Consider the following 17,652-nt stretch of genomic DNA (forward strand, 5'->3'; position numbering starts at 1 on the left):
GGGGTTCGGATGAACGAACAGCTACATGACCGCCGGCTGAATATTGCCACTGCAGGAAATCAGCAGGGTTTCACGGATTCCCTGCACCATAACCGATATGAACCAACTCCTTATGAGCTTCTGGACAGGCTGTTCGATAAGTACAGCTTGTCTTCTGGAGACCGGCTGGTGGATGTTGGGTCTGGAAAAGGGCGGCTGAATTTTTATGCCCATCATCTATTTGGTGTGGAAAGTGCGGGCATTGAGATGAATCCGGAATTCTACGCCGAAGCTTTGGAAAACAAAAAGAACTATGCAAAAAAACATAAAAGCGCTGAGCAGAGCATTGCCTTCTATAATTGCCTGGCACAGGATTATCCAATCGATGCGCGGGACAATAAATTTTATTTCTTCAATCCATTCTCAGTGCAGGTATTCATCAGTTTTATTAATAAGGTTTTGCGCTCTGTCGAAACAAATCCGCGGATGGTGGAACTGTTTTTGTTTTTTCCTCCACAGGAATACAGTGATTTCCTGGAAAACAGTACGGCCTTTGAGTTAGTGGCGGAAATTCAGCTGCTCGGTTTCCATAAAGAGCCACGCGAACGTTTTTTAATATACCGGCTGCCACATATGGATTAGAAGACAAGCGATAATGGGTATGCTTTAACTAAAAACAAATTTGAAGCGGGGGACCCTATATGGAATGGAAAGGCAGAAAAGCCAGCAGAAATGTTGAAGACCGAAGAGGGAAAGGCGGCGCCATGGTTGCAGGAGGAGGCATCGGCGGCATCTTGATTGTCCTGCTGGTGGCGTTTTTGGGCGGCGACCCGGGCGTTATCCTGGATCAATTAGGCGGATCGGCCGGAACAACTTCAAACGAGCCGTATGTAGCGACGCAGGAAGAAGAGGAGTTGGTTGAATTCGTATCGGTCGTTTTGGCCGATACCGAAGAGGTTTGGACAGAAGTATTTGCAGAAGAAGGCATGGAGTACGTTGAACCGACCCTTGTTCTGTATACCGGAAGCGTCGAGTCAGCCTGCGGAACGGCAGGTGCCGCCGTCGGTCCGTTCTATTGTCCCGGCGACTACAAGCTATACATCGATTTGAGCTTCTACAATGAATTGCAGAATCAGTTTCAGGCCCCCGGTGATTTTGCCATGGCTTATGTAGTGGCGCATGAAGTAGGGCACCATGTCCAAAATCTGCTTGGCGTCATGGAAGAAGTGCAGCCTCTCCGCAACCAGTTAAGTGAAGAAGAATACAATAAAATACAGGTTCGCCTGGAGCTGCAGGCGGATTATCTATCCGGTGTCTGGGCACATCACGCCCAGGGAATGGGTTATTTAGAGGAAGGCGATCTGGAGGAAGCGTTGACAGCGGCAAGCGCGGTAGGGGATGACACAATCCAACAGCGCTCCCGTGGCTACGTAGTCCCGGAAAGTTTTACCCATGGCAGTTCCGAGCAACGTCAGCGCTGGTTCTATAAAGGCTTTCAGGCGGGAAATCTCAAAGAAGGCGATACCTTCAATGCAACTGACTTGTGATTCCGAAGCGCTTTTTGGCAGAAATCCAAGGGTGCGGCATTGATATTTTCGCTGTAGTGATTCATTATAAAGAATAGACAGTCTTTTCATCTATAATTGAAAAGAAATTCAGTTCTATAAAGGAAGTACAACATGACGCAAGATAATATTACACGCATAGAATACGGCGATAAAGAATTGATCTTGATCGGTACGGCACACGTTTCCAAGCTCAGTGCGGAACAGGTGAAAGAGGTCATTGAAGCTGAGCAGCCCGATTCAGTGTGCATCGAATTGGATGCACAGCGCTATGAATCGGTCACACAAGGCAGTAAGTGGAAAGAAACGGACATTTTTAAAGTCATCAAAGACAAGAAAGCCAGTCTTTTGCTGATGAACCTGGCGATTTCCTCGTTTCAGAATCGGCTGGCAGATCAGTTCGGCATCAAGCCTGGCCAGGAAATGATCCAAGGAATTGCGTCAGCCAAAGAAACAGGCGCGGAATTGGTGCTGGCTGACCGCAATATTCAGGTCACGTTTTCACGCATCTGGGGAAATATCGGCTTTATGGGGAAAGCACAGCTCTTGACTTCGGTCTTCTTCAGCATTTTCAGCAAAGAGACGATTTCGGAAGAGGATCTGGAAAAGATGAAGTCCCAGGATACGTTGAATGCTGTCATGGATGATTTCACCCAGTCCTTCCCTAAATTGAAAGAACCGCTGATCGATGAACGGGATCAGTACTTGGCACAGAAAATCAAAGAAGCACCGGGCAAAAAAGTTGTCGCAGTCCTCGGTGCTGCCCATATTCCGGGGATTATCAAGGAAGTCCACAACGAACATGATTTGGCGGAATTATCAAAAGTTCCACCGAAATCGAAGTGGCCGAAAATCATCGGCTGGGCCATTCCATTGGCTCTTGTCGCCATGATCGCCATTACATTCATGAACAATCCCGCAGCTGGGATTGATCAGACCGTCAGCTGGATTTTATGGACAGCTTGTCTCGGAGCTATTGGAGCCGCTGCAGCATTCGGCCATCCGTTGGCCATACTGACCGCTTTTGTAGGCGGACCGATCGGCGCCTTGCATCCGCTTTTGGCCGCAGGCTGGTTTTCCGGACTTGCGCAAGCCTATATCCGTCGGCCGAATGTCGGAGATTTCCAGACATTGTCGAAAGACGTTTTTACGCTCAAAGGATTTTGGGACAATAAAGTAACGCGTGTCCTGCTGGTCGTCGTGTTGACCAATATTGGTACTGCGGCCGGTAATGTCATCGGCGGTATAGATGTCATCCGCTTGTTTTTCCAGAATCTATAATCGATTTTTCAACCGGACAGCTGAATTTGCTGTCCGGTTTTTTTTTACTGGATGATGTTTATTTTTCAAAAAGGGGTATAGATTAAATAGAAGATTGACGAATGGGGAGGCGCGAAAAGGTGGGCTTCTTTTTAGTTGGGATTGTCTTATGGTCGCTTGTCATTGGTGGAATTGTCTTGGCAATTGTCGGTCTTTGGAGGAAGTCATGGCAAGCACTTGCCTGGAGCGGAATCGCTTTGCTGCCACCGATGCTGCTCATTTTTATGGGTGGAGAAGGAATTTGGTTCCGACTGTGTATTCTGTTGCCGTTGGTGTTGTTTATTGCCGCTTTTCTAATGAAACAGCAAAAAATGCAGAGCTTGTAGAACCGGATGGAAATTTCATCCGGTTTTTCTGTGCATTATACTAGCATTTTCAAAATCACAGTTATACAATTGTTATACAAAAAGTAGAGGGGCAAAGCTGATGAATTACATATTAGAGCGCAGCAAATTATTTATTTTCCTGATTCTAATCCTTTCAATAATAGGAGCTTACACGTTCCTGACCTTGCCTCAACGTGAAATTCCGGAAACACCGTCGAGCCTGGTACTGGTTTCGACGATTTTGCCGGGAGCGGGGCCGGAAGAAGTGGAGACATCCATCACCAACCCGTTGGAGCGTGAAATCCAGAAAGTGGATGGCATTTCATCCATGCAGTCCATATCATCCAATTCGGCATCCATCATCACCCTGGAACTTGAGGACGGTGAAAATCCGGATGAACTGATCAACAGCATCCAGCAGCAGACGGGAAGTGCGGCTTCGGGATTTCCCGATACAGCGCAGGAACCCACAGTTGAAAAGCTGGATCTGACTTTCCCATTGGTCTCCTACATGTTCTATGGAGATGAAGAAGAGCTGGTCACTATGGCTAATGCGTTATCCGATTTGTCAGATCAAGTGGAAGCCGTTTCGGGTGTTGCGGGAACGACGGTAAAAGGGCTGAACACGCAACAAGTACTCATCGAACTGGACAGTGAAGAACTGGCAGCCAATAACCTGCAGCCGTTCGAAGTGCTTGAATCGCTTCAGCAGGCCAACCAGCCCTTATCGCTCGGAACCCATGACAATGGCAATGAACAGGTGACCTTGACCATTCAGCAAAGTGAAGGCATCGAAAAGTTGGAACAGCTTCAGGTGGGTGGAGCAGCGGTTCCGCTTGCTGACGTGGCGACCATTGAAACGGTGGACCAGGAAACTGCGGATATCGTCACTTTTGAAGGAGAACCTGCGATTTCCTATACAGTCTTTTTGCAGACAGAGCAGGATGTTCCTTCTGTTGACGAAAATGTTTCAGAAGTAATTGAAGAATTCACCGAAACGCTGCCGGCAGGTGTGCAGGCAGAAAAATACGAATCCCAAGCGGATAATGTCAACACGATTTTTGATAGCTTGTATGTTTCATTGGCCATCGCGGTGCTGGCAGTTTTGATCGTCACCACAGCCGGCCTGACTTTGTACGGAGCTTTTGCAGTTGCTTTGACCGTGCTGGCTTCCGTATTGATCGGTATGATTCCGATTCCGTTCATGGGTGTCGACTTAAACCAGATTTCGGTCATCGGCCTCATCATTGCCATCGGGATTCTGGTTGATGACAGCATCGTGGTCAACGACAATATCCAGCGGCGCTATAAATTAGGGGATTCGCCGCTCAATGGAGCCATCACCGGCGTCCGTGAAGTGTACCCGTCGATTATTTCCTCCAGTTTGGCGATAGTCGTGACGTTTTCGCCATTGCTGCTGTTGTCGGGCGGCAACGGGGCATTCATCAAAGCTCTGCCAAGCATTCTGATCACCACCATTTTGGCTTCGACCGTGCTGTCGATTACGCTGGTGCCAATGATGCAATACTTAAAAACGAAAAGAAGAGCGAAGAAAATTTCAGACACTCCCGGATTTTTAGGGAAACCACTCGAGAAAATTGCCTTGTTCTATTCCAATAAAGTGCTGCGCGGCGTCTTGAAACGCCCGATTTTGGTAGGCGTTGGCGGGTTATTGGTAGCGACGGGCTTATTGTCCCTTGCACTCTTTACGCCATTTGAATTTTTCCCGGCAGCTGACCGCGAAGAGGTGACGATGGATGTCCGCCTTGCGGAAGGTACCACTATTGAAGAAACGAATGTATTCCTGACAGACTTGACTGAGCAGGTCGCTTCAGAAGATGGCAATGTGGCGGAAACAGCCATTTTCGCCGGTGAAGGTTTGCCGAACCTGTTCTCCGCATCGATGGACAATACTGGCGGCAATACTGGCCAGGTAGCGTTCCGGATCGATCGTGAAAGCACGACGGCTGCAGATTTCATCAGCAAATGGCAGTCGGAGCTGCGCGACCGTTTCCCGGAGGCTGAAATCTTCCTGGATACGATTGTCCAAGGGCCGCCTGTTGGTGCTCCAGTCACCGTCGACATTAAAGGTGAGGACATCGAGGAATTAGAGTCGCTTCGTGATGTACTGAAAGAGCAGATGCTTGAAAACGGCGCAACCATCGTCACGGACAATCTGGGAGATCCGGTGCCGGCGATCGAATACGTACCGAACCAGGATGCGCTGCAGACAAATAATATAGCGCTCAGTTCGGTGACCAACCAGCTGCAGCTTCTGACGCAGGGTGTGCCGTTGTACACCATTTACGAAGGGCAGATGCCATACGAAGTGTACCTGAAACAATCAGGCATTGAAGACGGGGAACCGATTGACCTGTCTCAGTTCGGTGTTCCTTCACTCGCTGAACAAGGGCCGCCGCAATTGGTGCCGATGGATGAGTTGCTGACAGCTGAAGAAACAGATCGCTTGGCTCAGATTCCACATAAGCAGGCCGATCGTTCCATCACGCTTCGCGCATTCGGTGAAGTGGATGACTTTGAAAACAAAATGCTGGATGTAGTGGATGCTGAACGTGAATCACTGCCGGAAGGCTATGAATTGTCGACTGGCGGCGAGAACTCGGATCAGGAAGCGTTCTTTGCGGAAATCGGCGTGCTGTTCCTGGTCGTGCTCCTGTTGGTTTACCTGGTCATCGCTTTCCAGTTTAAATCATTCAGCTTGCCATTCCTTGTGTTGATTGCCGTGTATTTGGGTATTTCCGGTGCGATTCTTGGCTTGTTCCTGACACAGACACCGCTCAGCTTCCTGGGTGTTATGGGAATTGTTTCCCTGACGGGGATTGTTGTGCGCAACGCGGTCGTTCTTATCGACTTTGTGGAAGCGCGCCGTTTGTCGGGTGACTTCGATATCAAAGAAGCCATCATCGAATCAGGCTATGCCCGCATCAAACCGATTCTATTGACCTCGATTACGTCGATCATTGCACTCGTGCCGGTCGCTTTGTCGGGCGATCCGTTATTTGAACCACTGGCAGTGACCATCATTGCCGGATTGGCGTTCTCAAGCTTGTTCACCTTGGTGATGATTCCATCATTGTACTTGGTGTTCTATCGTGTGAACCGCCGCAGAAATCAAGTTACAGAATAACTAGCGACTGCGCTGCCCTTGGGCTGCGCAGTTTTATTTATATCGGTGAATATTTGGAAAGCGAAGGGGTAAGCAATAAAGTAAAGATGATCGTAGGGGGAAGAGGCGATGATGGAAATCCGGCAGAAGGAAACAGAAAACGATATTGCGAAAGGGCCCTTCCTGGCGGTGCTGATGGCTGGGGTTTTTGTGGCTATTTTAAATCAAACCCTACTCGCGACAGCTTTGCCGCATATCATGGATGATTTAAGTATTTCTGCAAATACGGCACAGTGGCTAACGACCGTCTTTATGCTGGTCAACGGCGTCATGATTCCGATCACCGCTTTTTTGATCGGAAAATTTTCGACGCGCAACCTGTTTTTTGTGGCGATGGGTTTATTTGCGGCCGGCACGATCATTTGTGCTTTTGCTCCGGGCTTCTCGATCCTCATGGTCGGCCGGATTGTCCAGGCGGCTGGAGCAGGGATCATGATGCCGTTGACCCAGACAGTGTTGTTCATCATTTTCCCGGTGGAAAAACGCGGGCAGGCGATGGGCTTGTTCGGTTTGGTCATTTCCTTTGCTCCGGCGATTGGCCCTACGTTGTCAGGCTGGATCGTCGGCCAATACCCATGGCGCGCCCTGTTTTATATCGTCATCCCGATTGCCTTGCTGGATTTGATCTTGGCGTACTTCTTCCTGAAAAACGTCACCAAGCAAACCTTTCCGACTTTGGACTATTTATCGATTGTCCTGTCGACGCTGGGGTTTGGCGGAATTCTTTATGGCTTTTCGAGTGCCGGCTCGCTCGGTTGGGACAGTCCAGCGGTGTCTGTTTCCATTATCGTCGGCATCATTTCACTAGTGTTCTTTATCCGCCGGCAATTCCGGTTGGATGAGCCGATTTTGGAGTTTCGTGTATTTTCCTACGGCATTTTCACTTTATCCACTATCCTAAGTGTCATCGTTTTCATTTCCATGATCGGCAGCGCCACCATCCTGCCGATCTATATGCAGAACATGCACGGTTTTACCGCGCTTGAATCGGGGCTGATGCTGTTGCCGGGAGCGATCATCATGGGCTTGATGAACCCCATCACGGGCCGGGTCTTTGATAAAGTTGGCGGCAAATGGCTGGCGGTCGTGGGCTTATCGATCGTGACGGTGTCGACTTTCCAATTTACGGTGCTGACCGCGACCACTTCTTTCCTCTATTTAACCGTCATGCATGCCATCCGCATGTTCGGTGTAGCGATGGTCATGATGCCGGTGACGACGGCCGGCCTCAATCAGCTGCCTGAACGGCTGATTCCACATGGCACGGCAATGAGCAATACCATGCGGCAGGTATCGGGCTCAATCGGGACGGCACTTCTGGTGACCGTCATGACAAGCACTGCGCTGGATCCTGATCAATACGGCGTGCAAGGCCTGATACGAGGGGTCAATATTTCGTTTATCGTCGTCGGTATTTTGAGCATCATCGGTGTTGGATTGGCGTTTTTCCTCAGAAAAACCGGTCCAGGGATGGAAGCGGCAGATAAAGGCGAATAAAAAGACTTTTCTATAAAAGAAAAACTTATGAATGCGTTATCATTTTGTCACACGATAGTCATTTACTTCTTTCTTTAAATTTGGTAAGATGTCTGACGACAGTGGAGTTAAACATATTATTTGCTTAATTTTCTGATAAAAAATATACCGATGAGGTGAAGTTGTGAATTTATTGTGGGGCATCTTTGGCGTATTCGTTGTTCTCGGAATCGCCTTCCTATTATCAAGCGGCAAGAAGTCTATTAAGCCACGGACAATTCTCGGCGGATTAGCCATCCAAATCACGTTTGCATTTATGGTGTTGGAATGGGACTTCGGCAGAAGCCTCCTTTTGGGTCTTTCGAATCTGGTTCAGAACGTCATCAATTATGCAGGTGAAGGAATCGCTTTTGTATTCGGCCCAGCGGCGGATACACAAGGATTCGGTTTCGTTTTTGCTTTTCAAGTATTGACGATCATCATTTTCTTTTCTTCTTTAATTTCAGTACTTTATTATCTTGGTGTCATGCAGATTATCATCAAACTTCTGGGAGGCGCGTTATCGAAGCTTCTTGGAACCAGTAAAGCGGAATCGATTTCAGCTGCAGCGAATATTTTCGTCGGCCAGACGGAAGCGCCGCTTGTGGTACGACCATTCATCGCGGGGATGACCAAATCTGAGTTGTTCGCTGTCATGACGGGTGGACTGGCATCTGTTGCCGGTTCGACCTTGGCGGGATATGCGCTTCTTGGCGTACCGCTTGAATACTTGCTTGCTGCAAGCTTCATGGCTGCACCAGCCGGTTTGATCATGGCTAAAATGATGATGCCGGAAACAGAGGAAGTCGAAGAAAAAGACTTCGTTATGGAAAAAGACCAAACGTCGGTCAACGTCGTGGATGCAGCGGCACGCGGTGCGTCTGACGGTCTTCAACTGGCGTTAAACGTCGGTGCGATGCTTCTTGCATTCATCGCGTTGATCGCATTATTGAACGGGGTGCTTGGCGGTATCAGCGGCTGGTTCGGCTTTGAAGGCCTGACTATCCAAGCTATTCTGGGTGTCATTTTCGCACCGCTTGCCTGGGCGATCGGTGTGCCTTGGGCAGAAGCTGTCCAAGCGGGTAGTTTCATCGGACAAAAATTGGTGCTTAACGAGTTTGTTGCGTACACAGCCTTTGCTCCGGAAATTGCTGACCTGTCACCTAAAACCGTCATCGTTGTCAGCTTTGCCCTTTGTGGATTCGCTAACTTGAGCTCACTCGCAATTTTGCTTGGTGGACTTGGTGCAATGGCGCCAAGCCGCCGCCCGGACATCGCCCGCCTCGGCATTCGCGCCGTTGCGGCTGGTATGCTCGCTTCGTTATTGAGCGCAGCTATCGCCGGAATGTTCGTCTAAACTTGATAATGTGAGGGACCTGCAGCTGCTGCAGGTCCTTTTTTTAGGTTTTAGTGCTTTTCGCTTGCGGAAAGCGGGTATTCTGGGGGTTTTGGGTGGTTGGTTTTCGGGTTTAAATTGCCTGTTGAGCGCGAAAATGATTTTATGGGCGTTCAGAAAAATTTATGGGCGGTCAAATGGATTTGTGGGCGGTTGGAAGAGATTTGTGGACGCTCAAAAAAATTTATGGTCGTGCAGCCGGATTTATGGGCGTTCAGCTATTTTTGCATAAAATATCATGCAAAAAGCCCTGCAATTTGCGGGGCTCCATTCTCACTATTCTCTAAAATGATAGACGCGATTTTTGAGGGCGCCGGTGCTATCTAAATCCAGCCGTGTCAGTAAGCGTTTAGCCACAGTTCGAGACGCCAACCCACAAAACTCCCGAAGCTTTCGATTGGTGATCTCCAGCTCCACAAAAGTAAAGTATTCCTGGATCGCCAAAAGATGAGCGGAAGGGTCGCGCGCGCGGCACCTGCTGCAGATCCAGCTGCGTTGGTCCCGCTGCATCGACAGGGACTTGCAATGTCGGCAATAAACGCCGGGCCGCAAATCTTTTGGGTCGATGAAATAGTAGGTGCATAAAGGGGCTTGTTTATAAGGGGTTTGATTGGTCAAAATCGTTTTTTTGATCTTCGCCAGTTTCTTATTGTCGGCTTCATGGGGGAAAGCCTGCAGGATCTTCAGGAGATATTCGACCATTTGATAGGTTTTGCAGATAGAGGCGCGATGCGGTTTCGACGCGAATTCGCAATCTTTGGCAGTAAAAACGATCAGGCCGGATACCGGCAGATTTATTTTTTTCATTTGGAAGAACTGCTTCAGAAAACGGATATGCTTATTCAGCTGTACGCGAGGGTCTTCCATGACGGTTTTTTCTCCAGCAGTATTAATTCGGAAAAATTCGCCCGTCTTTTCATCAAAATAGAGCTGGCCGTTGATGTTTTTGGACTCGATGATGACCGCGCAGCGCTCAGTGAGCAGCAGGCCATCCATCTGAACGGACCAACTGCCGATTTTCAAGCTGACGTCCCAAAGGATCTGGAATTCTTCCTCCGAATAGAACTCGTGGAACTTTTTCTGCAGGCGATCTTCGCCTCTTGTTCCAGCAGCGGCCCAGTGGAGTTCCCGCTCAATAAATGGCCGTTGAGGATGATGTTCGCCGAGCCGTATTAGCAATAGTTCCAATGCTTTCGCACGCGGTAATAAATCTACTATATGAATCCCTCCTTTTAAAATTAATAGAATTATAGCATTGCTCCTTTCCTTGCGGCTATCTTATTTTAAGAGCCGATGAAAAACCTGAATACCGGCTTTTCGCAGGCGAAAAGCGACCAACACCAAAGCTGTTCAGCCAAATGCAACCATTCTTGGAGATTTGCAATCGTTCAAAAGGATTTGCAGTCGCTCATTCCGATTTGCAGCCGTTCGCAGAGATTTGCAGTCGTTTAGAAGGATTTACACTCGCTCGAAGAGATTTCCCACCGTTCAAAAATTCCAACCATTTACGCCATCAAGCATATCCTCTTGACACCCTAATCTTTTTAGATTACACTCCTATCTTGGCTTACCTATTTCGATAGGCAGAGCGGGTAGGGAGAGGGCTAATTTAATAGAAGGTTTTGGCTATGTTTAATTGGATGGACCGATATTTTGGTCTTCAGGAAAACGATACAACGGTCAAACGCGAAATGACAGCGGGATTGGTCGGCTTTTTTACGGTCGTCTATATCATCGCGGTCAATTCGCTGATCTTATCGGAAGCGGGAATGCCGCTTGAAGCGGCAATTGTCGCAACGATTGCGGCGTCGGTCTTTGGCTGTCTGATCATGGGATTTTGGGGCAATGCGCCGATTTTATTGGTGCCCGGTATGGGAATCAATGCGTTATTCTCATACACCATGGTCCAGTCGATGGGCTTGTCGTGGCAGGAAGCACTGGCGGTCGTGTTTGTTTCAGGCGTGATCTTTGTGGCGGTGGCATTCACGCGTTTCGCGAAAATGCTGAGCGCGGCAGTGCCTCATTCGCTGAAAGAAGCGATTACGGTTGGACTGGGTTTATTCCTGATGCTGATCGGCCTTGAGAAAGGCGGTATCGTGGAGCGGGGGACGAGTTCGATTCTGGCGCTCGGTTCACTTGCGGAAGCGCAGGTGCTGGCGACAGTGCTGACGTTCCTTATCGCGATCGTGTTGTTCATCCGTAACGTGCCGGGGAATTTCCTGATCACGATTGTGGTGGGAACGGTCATCGCTTCGTTTTTTGGCCTAATCGACTTCGGCAGTATGAACGAATCATCGATCAACGCGACGGAAGCATTTGCGGTATTTGGCGCATTGTCGTTCGGCAACATCCTGTCCATGACGTTTTGGGTCGCGGTATTTTCGCTGACGATGGTGCTGGTGTTTGAAAACATCGGCCTTGTCCACGGACAAGTGGCATTCATCGAGCGCCCGGAGAAATTCGGCCGCGCGTTCCAGGCGACTTCCGTGTCAGCGATGACATCCGGTATTTTCGGTACGAGCCCAACAGTGGCGACGGTCGAAAGTGCTGCAGGTATGACTGCAGGCGGCCGGACCGGATTGACGACGATTACGGCCGGCTTATTGTTTCTGGTCGCTTCGTTCTTCATTCCCGTCATCAAACTGATTCCGGATAGCGCAATTGCGCCGATTCTGATCATCATCGGCGGGTTGATGCTGCAGAACATCAAGAATCTCGATATGAAGGACATGACCGAAAGCTTTCCGGCTCTGTTGATTGTGGCATTGATCCCGTTTACGTACAGCATTGCGGACGGCATCGCTTTCGGATTCATCCTGTATCCGATTTTGAAAATCGCAACTGGCAGAGGGCGTGAAGTTTCGCTGACCCTGTTTGTGATTGCTGGCTTGTTCCTCGCAAATTTCGTGTTTCATTTTTTGGGTTGAGACCCGTCAACAGTAGCGCACTTGCTGAAGCAAGTGCGTTTTTTTCTATAGCAGTGTACAATGAAAGAAGAAGATCCAAAAGGAGCGGATAAAGATGAAATACACCAAATCCAAAATGGAGCAGTTGGTCAGCGATCATCCGGAATTGAAGAAGCGGTTGAAAATATTGATGAAGGAAATGGAGCTTGAAAAAGGCTTTGCCTTAAAAGCGCTCTACCATTCAGAAGTAACGGACAACGGAACTTACCAGAAAGACTATCAAGACCTCGACTGGGAATAAACTTATAAAAAATCTATACAAAAACGCCCTCAATCATCGATTTGAGGGCGTTTTGTATGTTGCTAAAATTTTTGTTGATCCAGCCATTGCTGCCAAACTTTGACATCGCTGCCCAAGTACCAGCGGTTGCCTTCAGTCTGCTCACAATCGACGCCTTGTCCCCCGAGGATAAAATGCATTTCAGGGTTGGCTTTAGCTAAGGCGTCAATGTACTTATTAGCTACCGGCAGGAGTTTGGGGGAGGCGATGGACATGCACATCAATTTGAAATTCTGTTTGGTGACCATTTCCTCTAAGCCTTCGAGAGGTGTATCCGGTCCAATGTAAACGACCGAAAACCCGTTCTCCCGCAGGAATAAAGTGAATAGCAGCAAGCCTAATTGATGTTGTTCACCGCTTGGGCTGAGCGCCATGACTTTCGGCAGATTAGGGGAAACCGGGAAAACACGGAAAAATTGATTGAAGCGTTGTTGGACGATGTGGGTGATCATATGCTCATGAGCCACACTGATGACGCCATTTTCCCAAGCCTCTCCAATACGCACCATCAACGGCGCGATGATATAAAAAAAGACTGTTTGGTGATGGAATAAAGAAAAATGAAGATCCAGCAAATAATTGAAACGTTCCGTATCCATCTCGGCAGCAGCCTGAAAAAGTTGATTTATTTGTTCTTCGTATTCCATTGCTTCTTTTTGAGGGAGTTCAGTATTCGGTACGATGAACTGCTTGCGTGAAGCATGAAGCTTTTTTACAGCTTCACTGATTTTCATGCCGTTGTCCTGGACTTGTATTTTTAGCCATTTCAAATCTTCCAGATTTTGATCCGAATACAAGCGGTGTCCAGATTCCGTACGGGCAGGCGTAATCGCACTGTAACGCGTCTCCCACGAGCGGATTGTCACTTTCGGCATATCTAAGATTTTGGCAGCTGCTTTAATATTATACATAGCATTACCTTCATTCTATAGATTTATGGTTAGGTGTTGTACAAATATTATACAACGTATAGACAGACCCGTAAAGCTGGAGACATAACTCGACAAAAAGGATGAAAAAAAATAGACTCTCCGGAGAGAGCCCATCATTAATGGATCTTTATACAGTTGCAGAAGCTTTGGCGGCGCGCGAACGCTGCCAAGAGACCGTGATGAACATGGTGATCATCAACATGATCAGACCCAAAATAAATGGATAAATGATATTGATATCGTAAAGGACACCTGCAAGCAATGGCCCAATCACATTCCCGATGCTCATATAGGCGTTGTTCATGCCCATGGCGAAGCCGACTTCACCGTCAGCCATTTTCGAAATCAAGGTATTCAAGACTGGACGCAAAATGGACGTAGCCATGAAGATCACCAATGAAACAACGAAGAACATGATGTAGCTTCCCGCGAACAGGGACATCAGGAAACCGAATGCCGCAACACCCAGAAACGCAACCAGGATGGCAACTTCTCCGTAACGGCGAACAATCCGGTCAACAATAAACAATTGCACAATAACGCTGACGACACCTGTTGCGGTAATCATGAAGGCGATGTCTTTTGCGGTCGAGTTGAATTGATTGTCCAGATACAGGCCAACTACGGATTCATATGCCAATAAGCCGAAGCTCATGACGAGTGTAATGACCAATGGAATGAAATACGGCATCTTGGTGGAGCGGCCGATTTTAGTGAACATGGATTCCTCATCAGTCAATGTAGCAGCCAATACAGGATTGGCATCTGTTGCATCATGTTCCTTCAGCCAGATGACGGAAAAGAGCACTGCGCCCAGGGATACCAATGCAGAAACAAGGAATGGCAGCTTCAAGCCATAATCAGCTAAAAATCCGCCGATGCCAGGCCCTACGACAATCCCCAGCGACATGGCGGCAGACACCAGGCTGGTTCCTTTAGCTCGCTGGTCAAAGGTCGTGATATCTGCAATATAAGCGAAAATAGCGGGGATCAGCATCGCTGCTCCCACGCCACCGATGACACGGGATAAGTACAATACCCAAATAGAGTCAGAAGCGTAGAAGACGAACATGGAAATCGTTAAACCGAGTAAGCCGTAAATAATCATTTTCCGGCGTCCATATTGGTCGGCCCATTTTCCAGCAATCGGAGAAAAGACGAATTGGGCAGCGGCGAAAATAGCAATCATCAAACCTGCCGCCATACCGCCTTGGTTGATGGATTCCAGATAGGAAGGCAGGATCGGGATGACGATTCCGAAGCTTGCGATGGCGATGAACATATTGATCATCAGGATAAAAATTTTCTTTTTTTGGTCTGCAGACATGACAGATTTCCTCTTTTCTTCTATGTGTTTATACGAAGTTTTTTTCTTCAGCTTTTCCATATTATTTGAGCTTCCACTTCTTGTCAATAGAACAGACTTGAACGGATTATTGACTTTTAAACCCATAAAAAAAGGAATCTCTAGACCAGAGATTCCGCTTCAGCTGTTTCATTCGCTTTGAGTCAAAGCAAGCGTTTTGGCTGCGCATGAACTGCGCCAAGCCACGGCGATCAATAAGGTGATGGTCAGCAGTCCGGCCGATAAAGGACCAGCACATTGACGAGGCTCATAAGCACAATTATCTTACGCAAAGATAAAATACTTTATTATATTTTAGTAAGAGGAGAGGGCAAACGCAGTTAGGAAAAAGTTTGGTTGATTTTTAGAGATCAGGGAATAAGACGTAATAAATGGAAAAGCTTTAAAACTAAAGTTTTTGAAGGGTGATAAAGGTGGACAAAAAACTTCGTCGTATCAAGGCTATCGAATTACAGAATCGGGTTGTCTCTCCCGAAGAGGCAGCTTCTTGGATCGAAGATGGAATGACGTTAGGGCTAAGTGGATTCACGCGCGCTGGCGATGCCAAAGCCGTACCGTATGCATTGATTCGCCGTGCAGAAACAGAGAAGTTTAAAGTGAATGTCTTTACCGGCGCTTCGTTGGGTTCGGACGTCGACAAACTCATGGCAGAAGCGGGGATCATCCATAAGCGTTTGCCTTTCCAGGCAGATCCGGCGATGCGCAGAAAGATAAACAACGGCGATCTGCTGTTTGTCGACCACCATCTGTCCCAGACCGCTGAATGGATTCGGGCAGGTGTCATTGAACCGATCGACTTTGCGATAATCGAAGCTTTGGAAATCACAGAAGATGGCATGATCATTCCAACGACATCGGTCGGGAATTCATCGGTTTTCGTAAAACATGCCAAAAATGTCATAGTGGAAATCAACCTGTCACAGCCTGAATTGTTTAAAGGAATCCATGATATTTACGAACCGGGAATGCAGGGGCAGCGTTCGCCCATTCCATTGACTCGTGTCGATGACCGCATCGGAACAATCGGGATACCAGTAGATCCAGAAAAGGTCCGGGGCATTGTCTTTACTGCACAGCAGGATTCCCCTTCCACTATTCTTCAGCCCGATGCCGAATCGGAAGTGATGGCTGGCCATCTATTGGATTTCCTGCGAGCGGAAGTGAAGTCGGGGAGGTTGACCAATCGACTCGCTCCTCTGCAGTCGGGAATCGGTTCGGTTGCGAATGCCGTTCTTCACGGCTTGATCGAGTCTGAATTCAATGAGTTGGACGTATACTCAGAAGTTCTCCAGGATGCGGTTTTCGATTTGATGGATGCAGGAAAGGTGAAGTTCGCTTCCGCTTCCTCGATTACGCTGTCTCAGGAGAAGATGAAGCAGGTATTCGGAAACTTTGGCGAGTACCGGGATAAAATCATCTTGCGCCCGCAGGAAATTACGAATCATCCAGGATTGATTCGCCGTCTCGGTTTGATTTCCATTAATACAGCACTGGAATTCGATATTTACGGCAATGTAAACTCGACCCATGTGTCCGGCATTAAAATGATGAACGGCATCGGTGGGTCCGGTGATTTTGCCCGCAATGCCCGTTTGTCCATCTTTGTTACAAAATCAATTGCCAAAGGCGGCATCATCTCAAGCGTAGTCCCATTCGCCACGCATGTAGACCATACCGAGCACGATGTCGATGTTGTCGTGACCGAGCAGGGCTACGCGGACTTGCGCGGACTCGCTCCGCGTGAGCGGGTGCCTCTGATCATCGAGAACTGTGTCCACCCGATGTACCGGGACCAAATGCAGGCTTATTATGAGGAAGCACTGCTGCGTGGAGGGCAGACGCCTCATGTGCTGGAAAAAGCCTTTTCCTGGCACACTAATTTAATGGAAAATGGAACAATGCTCATTTCTGAATAATCGTACAAAACCAGTCCTTGCGAAGGGCTGGTTTTTCTAATAGAAGAAGGGCTTTTCGTGTATAATCAAAGCATTGAGTTGAAACAGGAGGGTTATAATGGAGAGCTTTACACTAGGTTCACTATTGGATGTCATGGGGGAATTATTCTCTGACGAAATTTCAATAGCTGTGACCAACACAAAAGAATATATCTATTACAGGCCGAGCAAGCGTGTAGATCTGAAAATAAAATCAGGAGACCAGGTGAAGCCGGGGACCATCGCACATAAAGCGCTGCTGTCGAATCAGAAAACTTCCGAATTCATCAATCGGGAAATTTTCGGCGTCCCTTACCACGGAATGGCTGTACCGTTTGAACACGAAGGGGAACTGCAGGGCTGTGTCATGGCCATCTATCCAGCATTTACGGAAGGAAAGTCCGTTGTGACGGTGAAAAGCCCCGATGGCTGGAAACCGATTCCTTTTACCGAAGTTAAGTATCTGGAAGTGAAGGACCGCAAAACCCATGTCCATGCTGAGGGTTATTCCGGAACCAATAAAAACTCCCTTCAGGAATTTGAATTCCTGTTGCCGCGTGAATCGTTCATCCGGTGCCATCGTTCGTTTATCGTCAACGTACATCATATAGAAGAAATTTATCCGGATACCCATTCCACATTCGTCCTGGCAATGAATAACGGGGAGCGAATCCCCGTCAGTCAGTCCTATTCCAGCTACTTCAGAAAACTATTGGGGTTCTAAAGAAAAGCGGAAGCGCCCATCTAGATTCGACGGGCATAAGACAGACCAGCAGTGTGGCGTTCTTTGCCACGCAGCTGGGTTGGCTTATGACCCTAGAATCTGGGCGCTGGAGCTGGACAATAGAAAAGTGAAAGTGCCTGTTCAGCTCTGACAGGAAAGAGA

The 17,652-nt window shown here is 48.1% G+C and carries 14 protein-coding genes; 11 read left to right on the forward strand and 3 right to left on the reverse strand.

Annotated elements, in window-relative coordinates; genetic code table 11:
• Positions 1-9 precede the first annotated feature (9 nt).
• The 7 genes from ACRC6Q_RS02060 to ACRC6Q_RS02090 all read left to right on the forward strand — a co-directional run bounded on the left by ACRC6Q_RS02060 (position 10) and on the right by ACRC6Q_RS02090 (position 9,249).
• Entirely contained in the window at positions 10-621 is a 612-nt protein-coding gene (locus ACRC6Q_RS02060; protein ID WP_431465696.1) for an SAM-dependent methyltransferase, read from the forward strand.
• 59 nt (positions 622-680) lie between these two features.
• On the forward strand, positions 681-1,526 hold the full coding sequence (gene ypfJ / locus ACRC6Q_RS02065; protein ID WP_431465697.1) for a KPN_02809 family neutral zinc metallopeptidase: 846 nt from the start codon (positions 681-683) through the stop codon (positions 1,524-1,526).
• A 132-nt stretch (positions 1,527-1,658) separates the two neighbouring features.
• Positions 1,659-2,825, forward strand: coding sequence for a TraB/GumN family protein (locus ACRC6Q_RS02070; RefSeq protein ID WP_431465698.1), 1,167 nt, complete (start codon positions 1,659-1,661; stop codon positions 2,823-2,825).
• Positions 2,826-2,944: 119 nt separating this feature from the next.
• Complete coding sequence (locus tag ACRC6Q_RS02075) at positions 2,945-3,190, forward strand: hypothetical protein (RefSeq protein ID WP_223641126.1); 246 nt, start codon at positions 2,945-2,947, stop codon at positions 3,188-3,190.
• 100 nt (positions 3,191-3,290) lie between these two features.
• A complete protein-coding gene (locus ACRC6Q_RS02080; RefSeq protein ID WP_223641123.1) occupies positions 3,291-6,338 on the forward strand; it encodes an efflux RND transporter permease subunit in 3,048 nt (1,015 codons plus the stop codon).
• Positions 6,339-6,446: 108 nt separating this feature from the next.
• The gene (locus ACRC6Q_RS02085; protein ID WP_431465699.1) at positions 6,447-7,874 is read left to right on the forward strand and encodes a DHA2 family efflux MFS transporter permease subunit; all 1,428 of its coding nucleotides are present in this window, start codon (positions 6,447-6,449) and stop codon (positions 7,872-7,874) included.
• 163 nt (positions 7,875-8,037) lie between these two features.
• Positions 8,038-9,249 carry a NupC/NupG family nucleoside CNT transporter gene (locus tag ACRC6Q_RS02090; RefSeq protein ID WP_223641102.1) on the forward strand — a complete coding sequence of 404 codons (1,212 nt, stop codon included), beginning with the start codon at positions 8,038-8,040 and terminating at the stop codon, positions 9,247-9,249.
• Positions 9,250-9,564: 315 nt separating this feature from the next.
• On the opposite strand, the gene ACRC6Q_RS02095 is transcribed toward ACRC6Q_RS02090, so the two are convergent.
• Entirely contained in the window at positions 9,565-10,476 is a 912-nt protein-coding gene (locus tag ACRC6Q_RS02095) for a nuclease-related domain-containing protein (RefSeq protein WP_431465700.1), read from the reverse strand.
• A 440-nt stretch (positions 10,477-10,916) separates the two neighbouring features.
• On the opposite strand from ACRC6Q_RS02095, the gene ACRC6Q_RS02100 reads away from it, so the two are divergent.
• Both ACRC6Q_RS02100 and ACRC6Q_RS02105 read left to right on the forward strand, forming a co-directional pair.
• Positions 10,917-12,215 (forward strand): NCS2 family permease, encoded by a 1,299-nt coding sequence (locus ACRC6Q_RS02100; protein WP_223641092.1) that lies wholly within the window; start codon positions 10,917-10,919, stop codon positions 12,213-12,215.
• 94 nt (positions 12,216-12,309) lie between these two features.
• A complete protein-coding gene (locus tag ACRC6Q_RS02105) occupies positions 12,310-12,495 on the forward strand; it encodes a hypothetical protein (RefSeq protein ID WP_223641089.1) in 186 nt (61 codons plus the stop codon).
• Between the two features lie 62 nt (positions 12,496-12,557).
• Here ACRC6Q_RS02105 and ACRC6Q_RS02110 read toward each other — a convergent pair whose 3' ends face one another.
• The gene (locus ACRC6Q_RS02110; protein ID WP_223641086.1) at positions 12,558-13,445 is read right to left on the reverse strand and encodes a MerR family transcriptional regulator; all 888 of its coding nucleotides are present in this window, start codon (positions 13,443-13,445) and stop codon (positions 12,558-12,560) included.
• Positions 13,446-13,593: 148 nt separating this feature from the next.
• Entirely contained in the window at positions 13,594-14,793 is a 1,200-nt protein-coding gene (locus ACRC6Q_RS02115; RefSeq protein ID WP_431465701.1) for an MFS transporter, read from the reverse strand.
• A gap of 452 nt (positions 14,794-15,245) precedes the next feature.
• On the opposite strand from ACRC6Q_RS02115, the gene ACRC6Q_RS02120 reads away from it, so the two are divergent.
• Both ACRC6Q_RS02120 and ACRC6Q_RS02125 read left to right on the forward strand, forming a co-directional pair.
• A complete protein-coding gene (locus tag ACRC6Q_RS02120; protein WP_431465702.1) occupies positions 15,246-16,748 on the forward strand; it encodes an acetyl-CoA hydrolase/transferase family protein in 1,503 nt (500 codons plus the stop codon).
• Positions 16,749-16,845: 97 nt separating this feature from the next.
• Positions 16,846-17,490 (forward strand): LytTR family DNA-binding domain-containing protein, encoded by a 645-nt coding sequence (locus ACRC6Q_RS02125; protein ID WP_223641077.1) that lies wholly within the window; start codon positions 16,846-16,848, stop codon positions 17,488-17,490.
• Positions 17,491-17,652 lie beyond the last annotated feature (162 nt).

The organism is Planococcus sp. SE5232, from assembly GCF_050686535.1.
In the GTDB taxonomy this organism is placed as follows: Bacteria; Bacillota; Bacilli; order Bacillales_A; family Planococcaceae; genus Planococcus.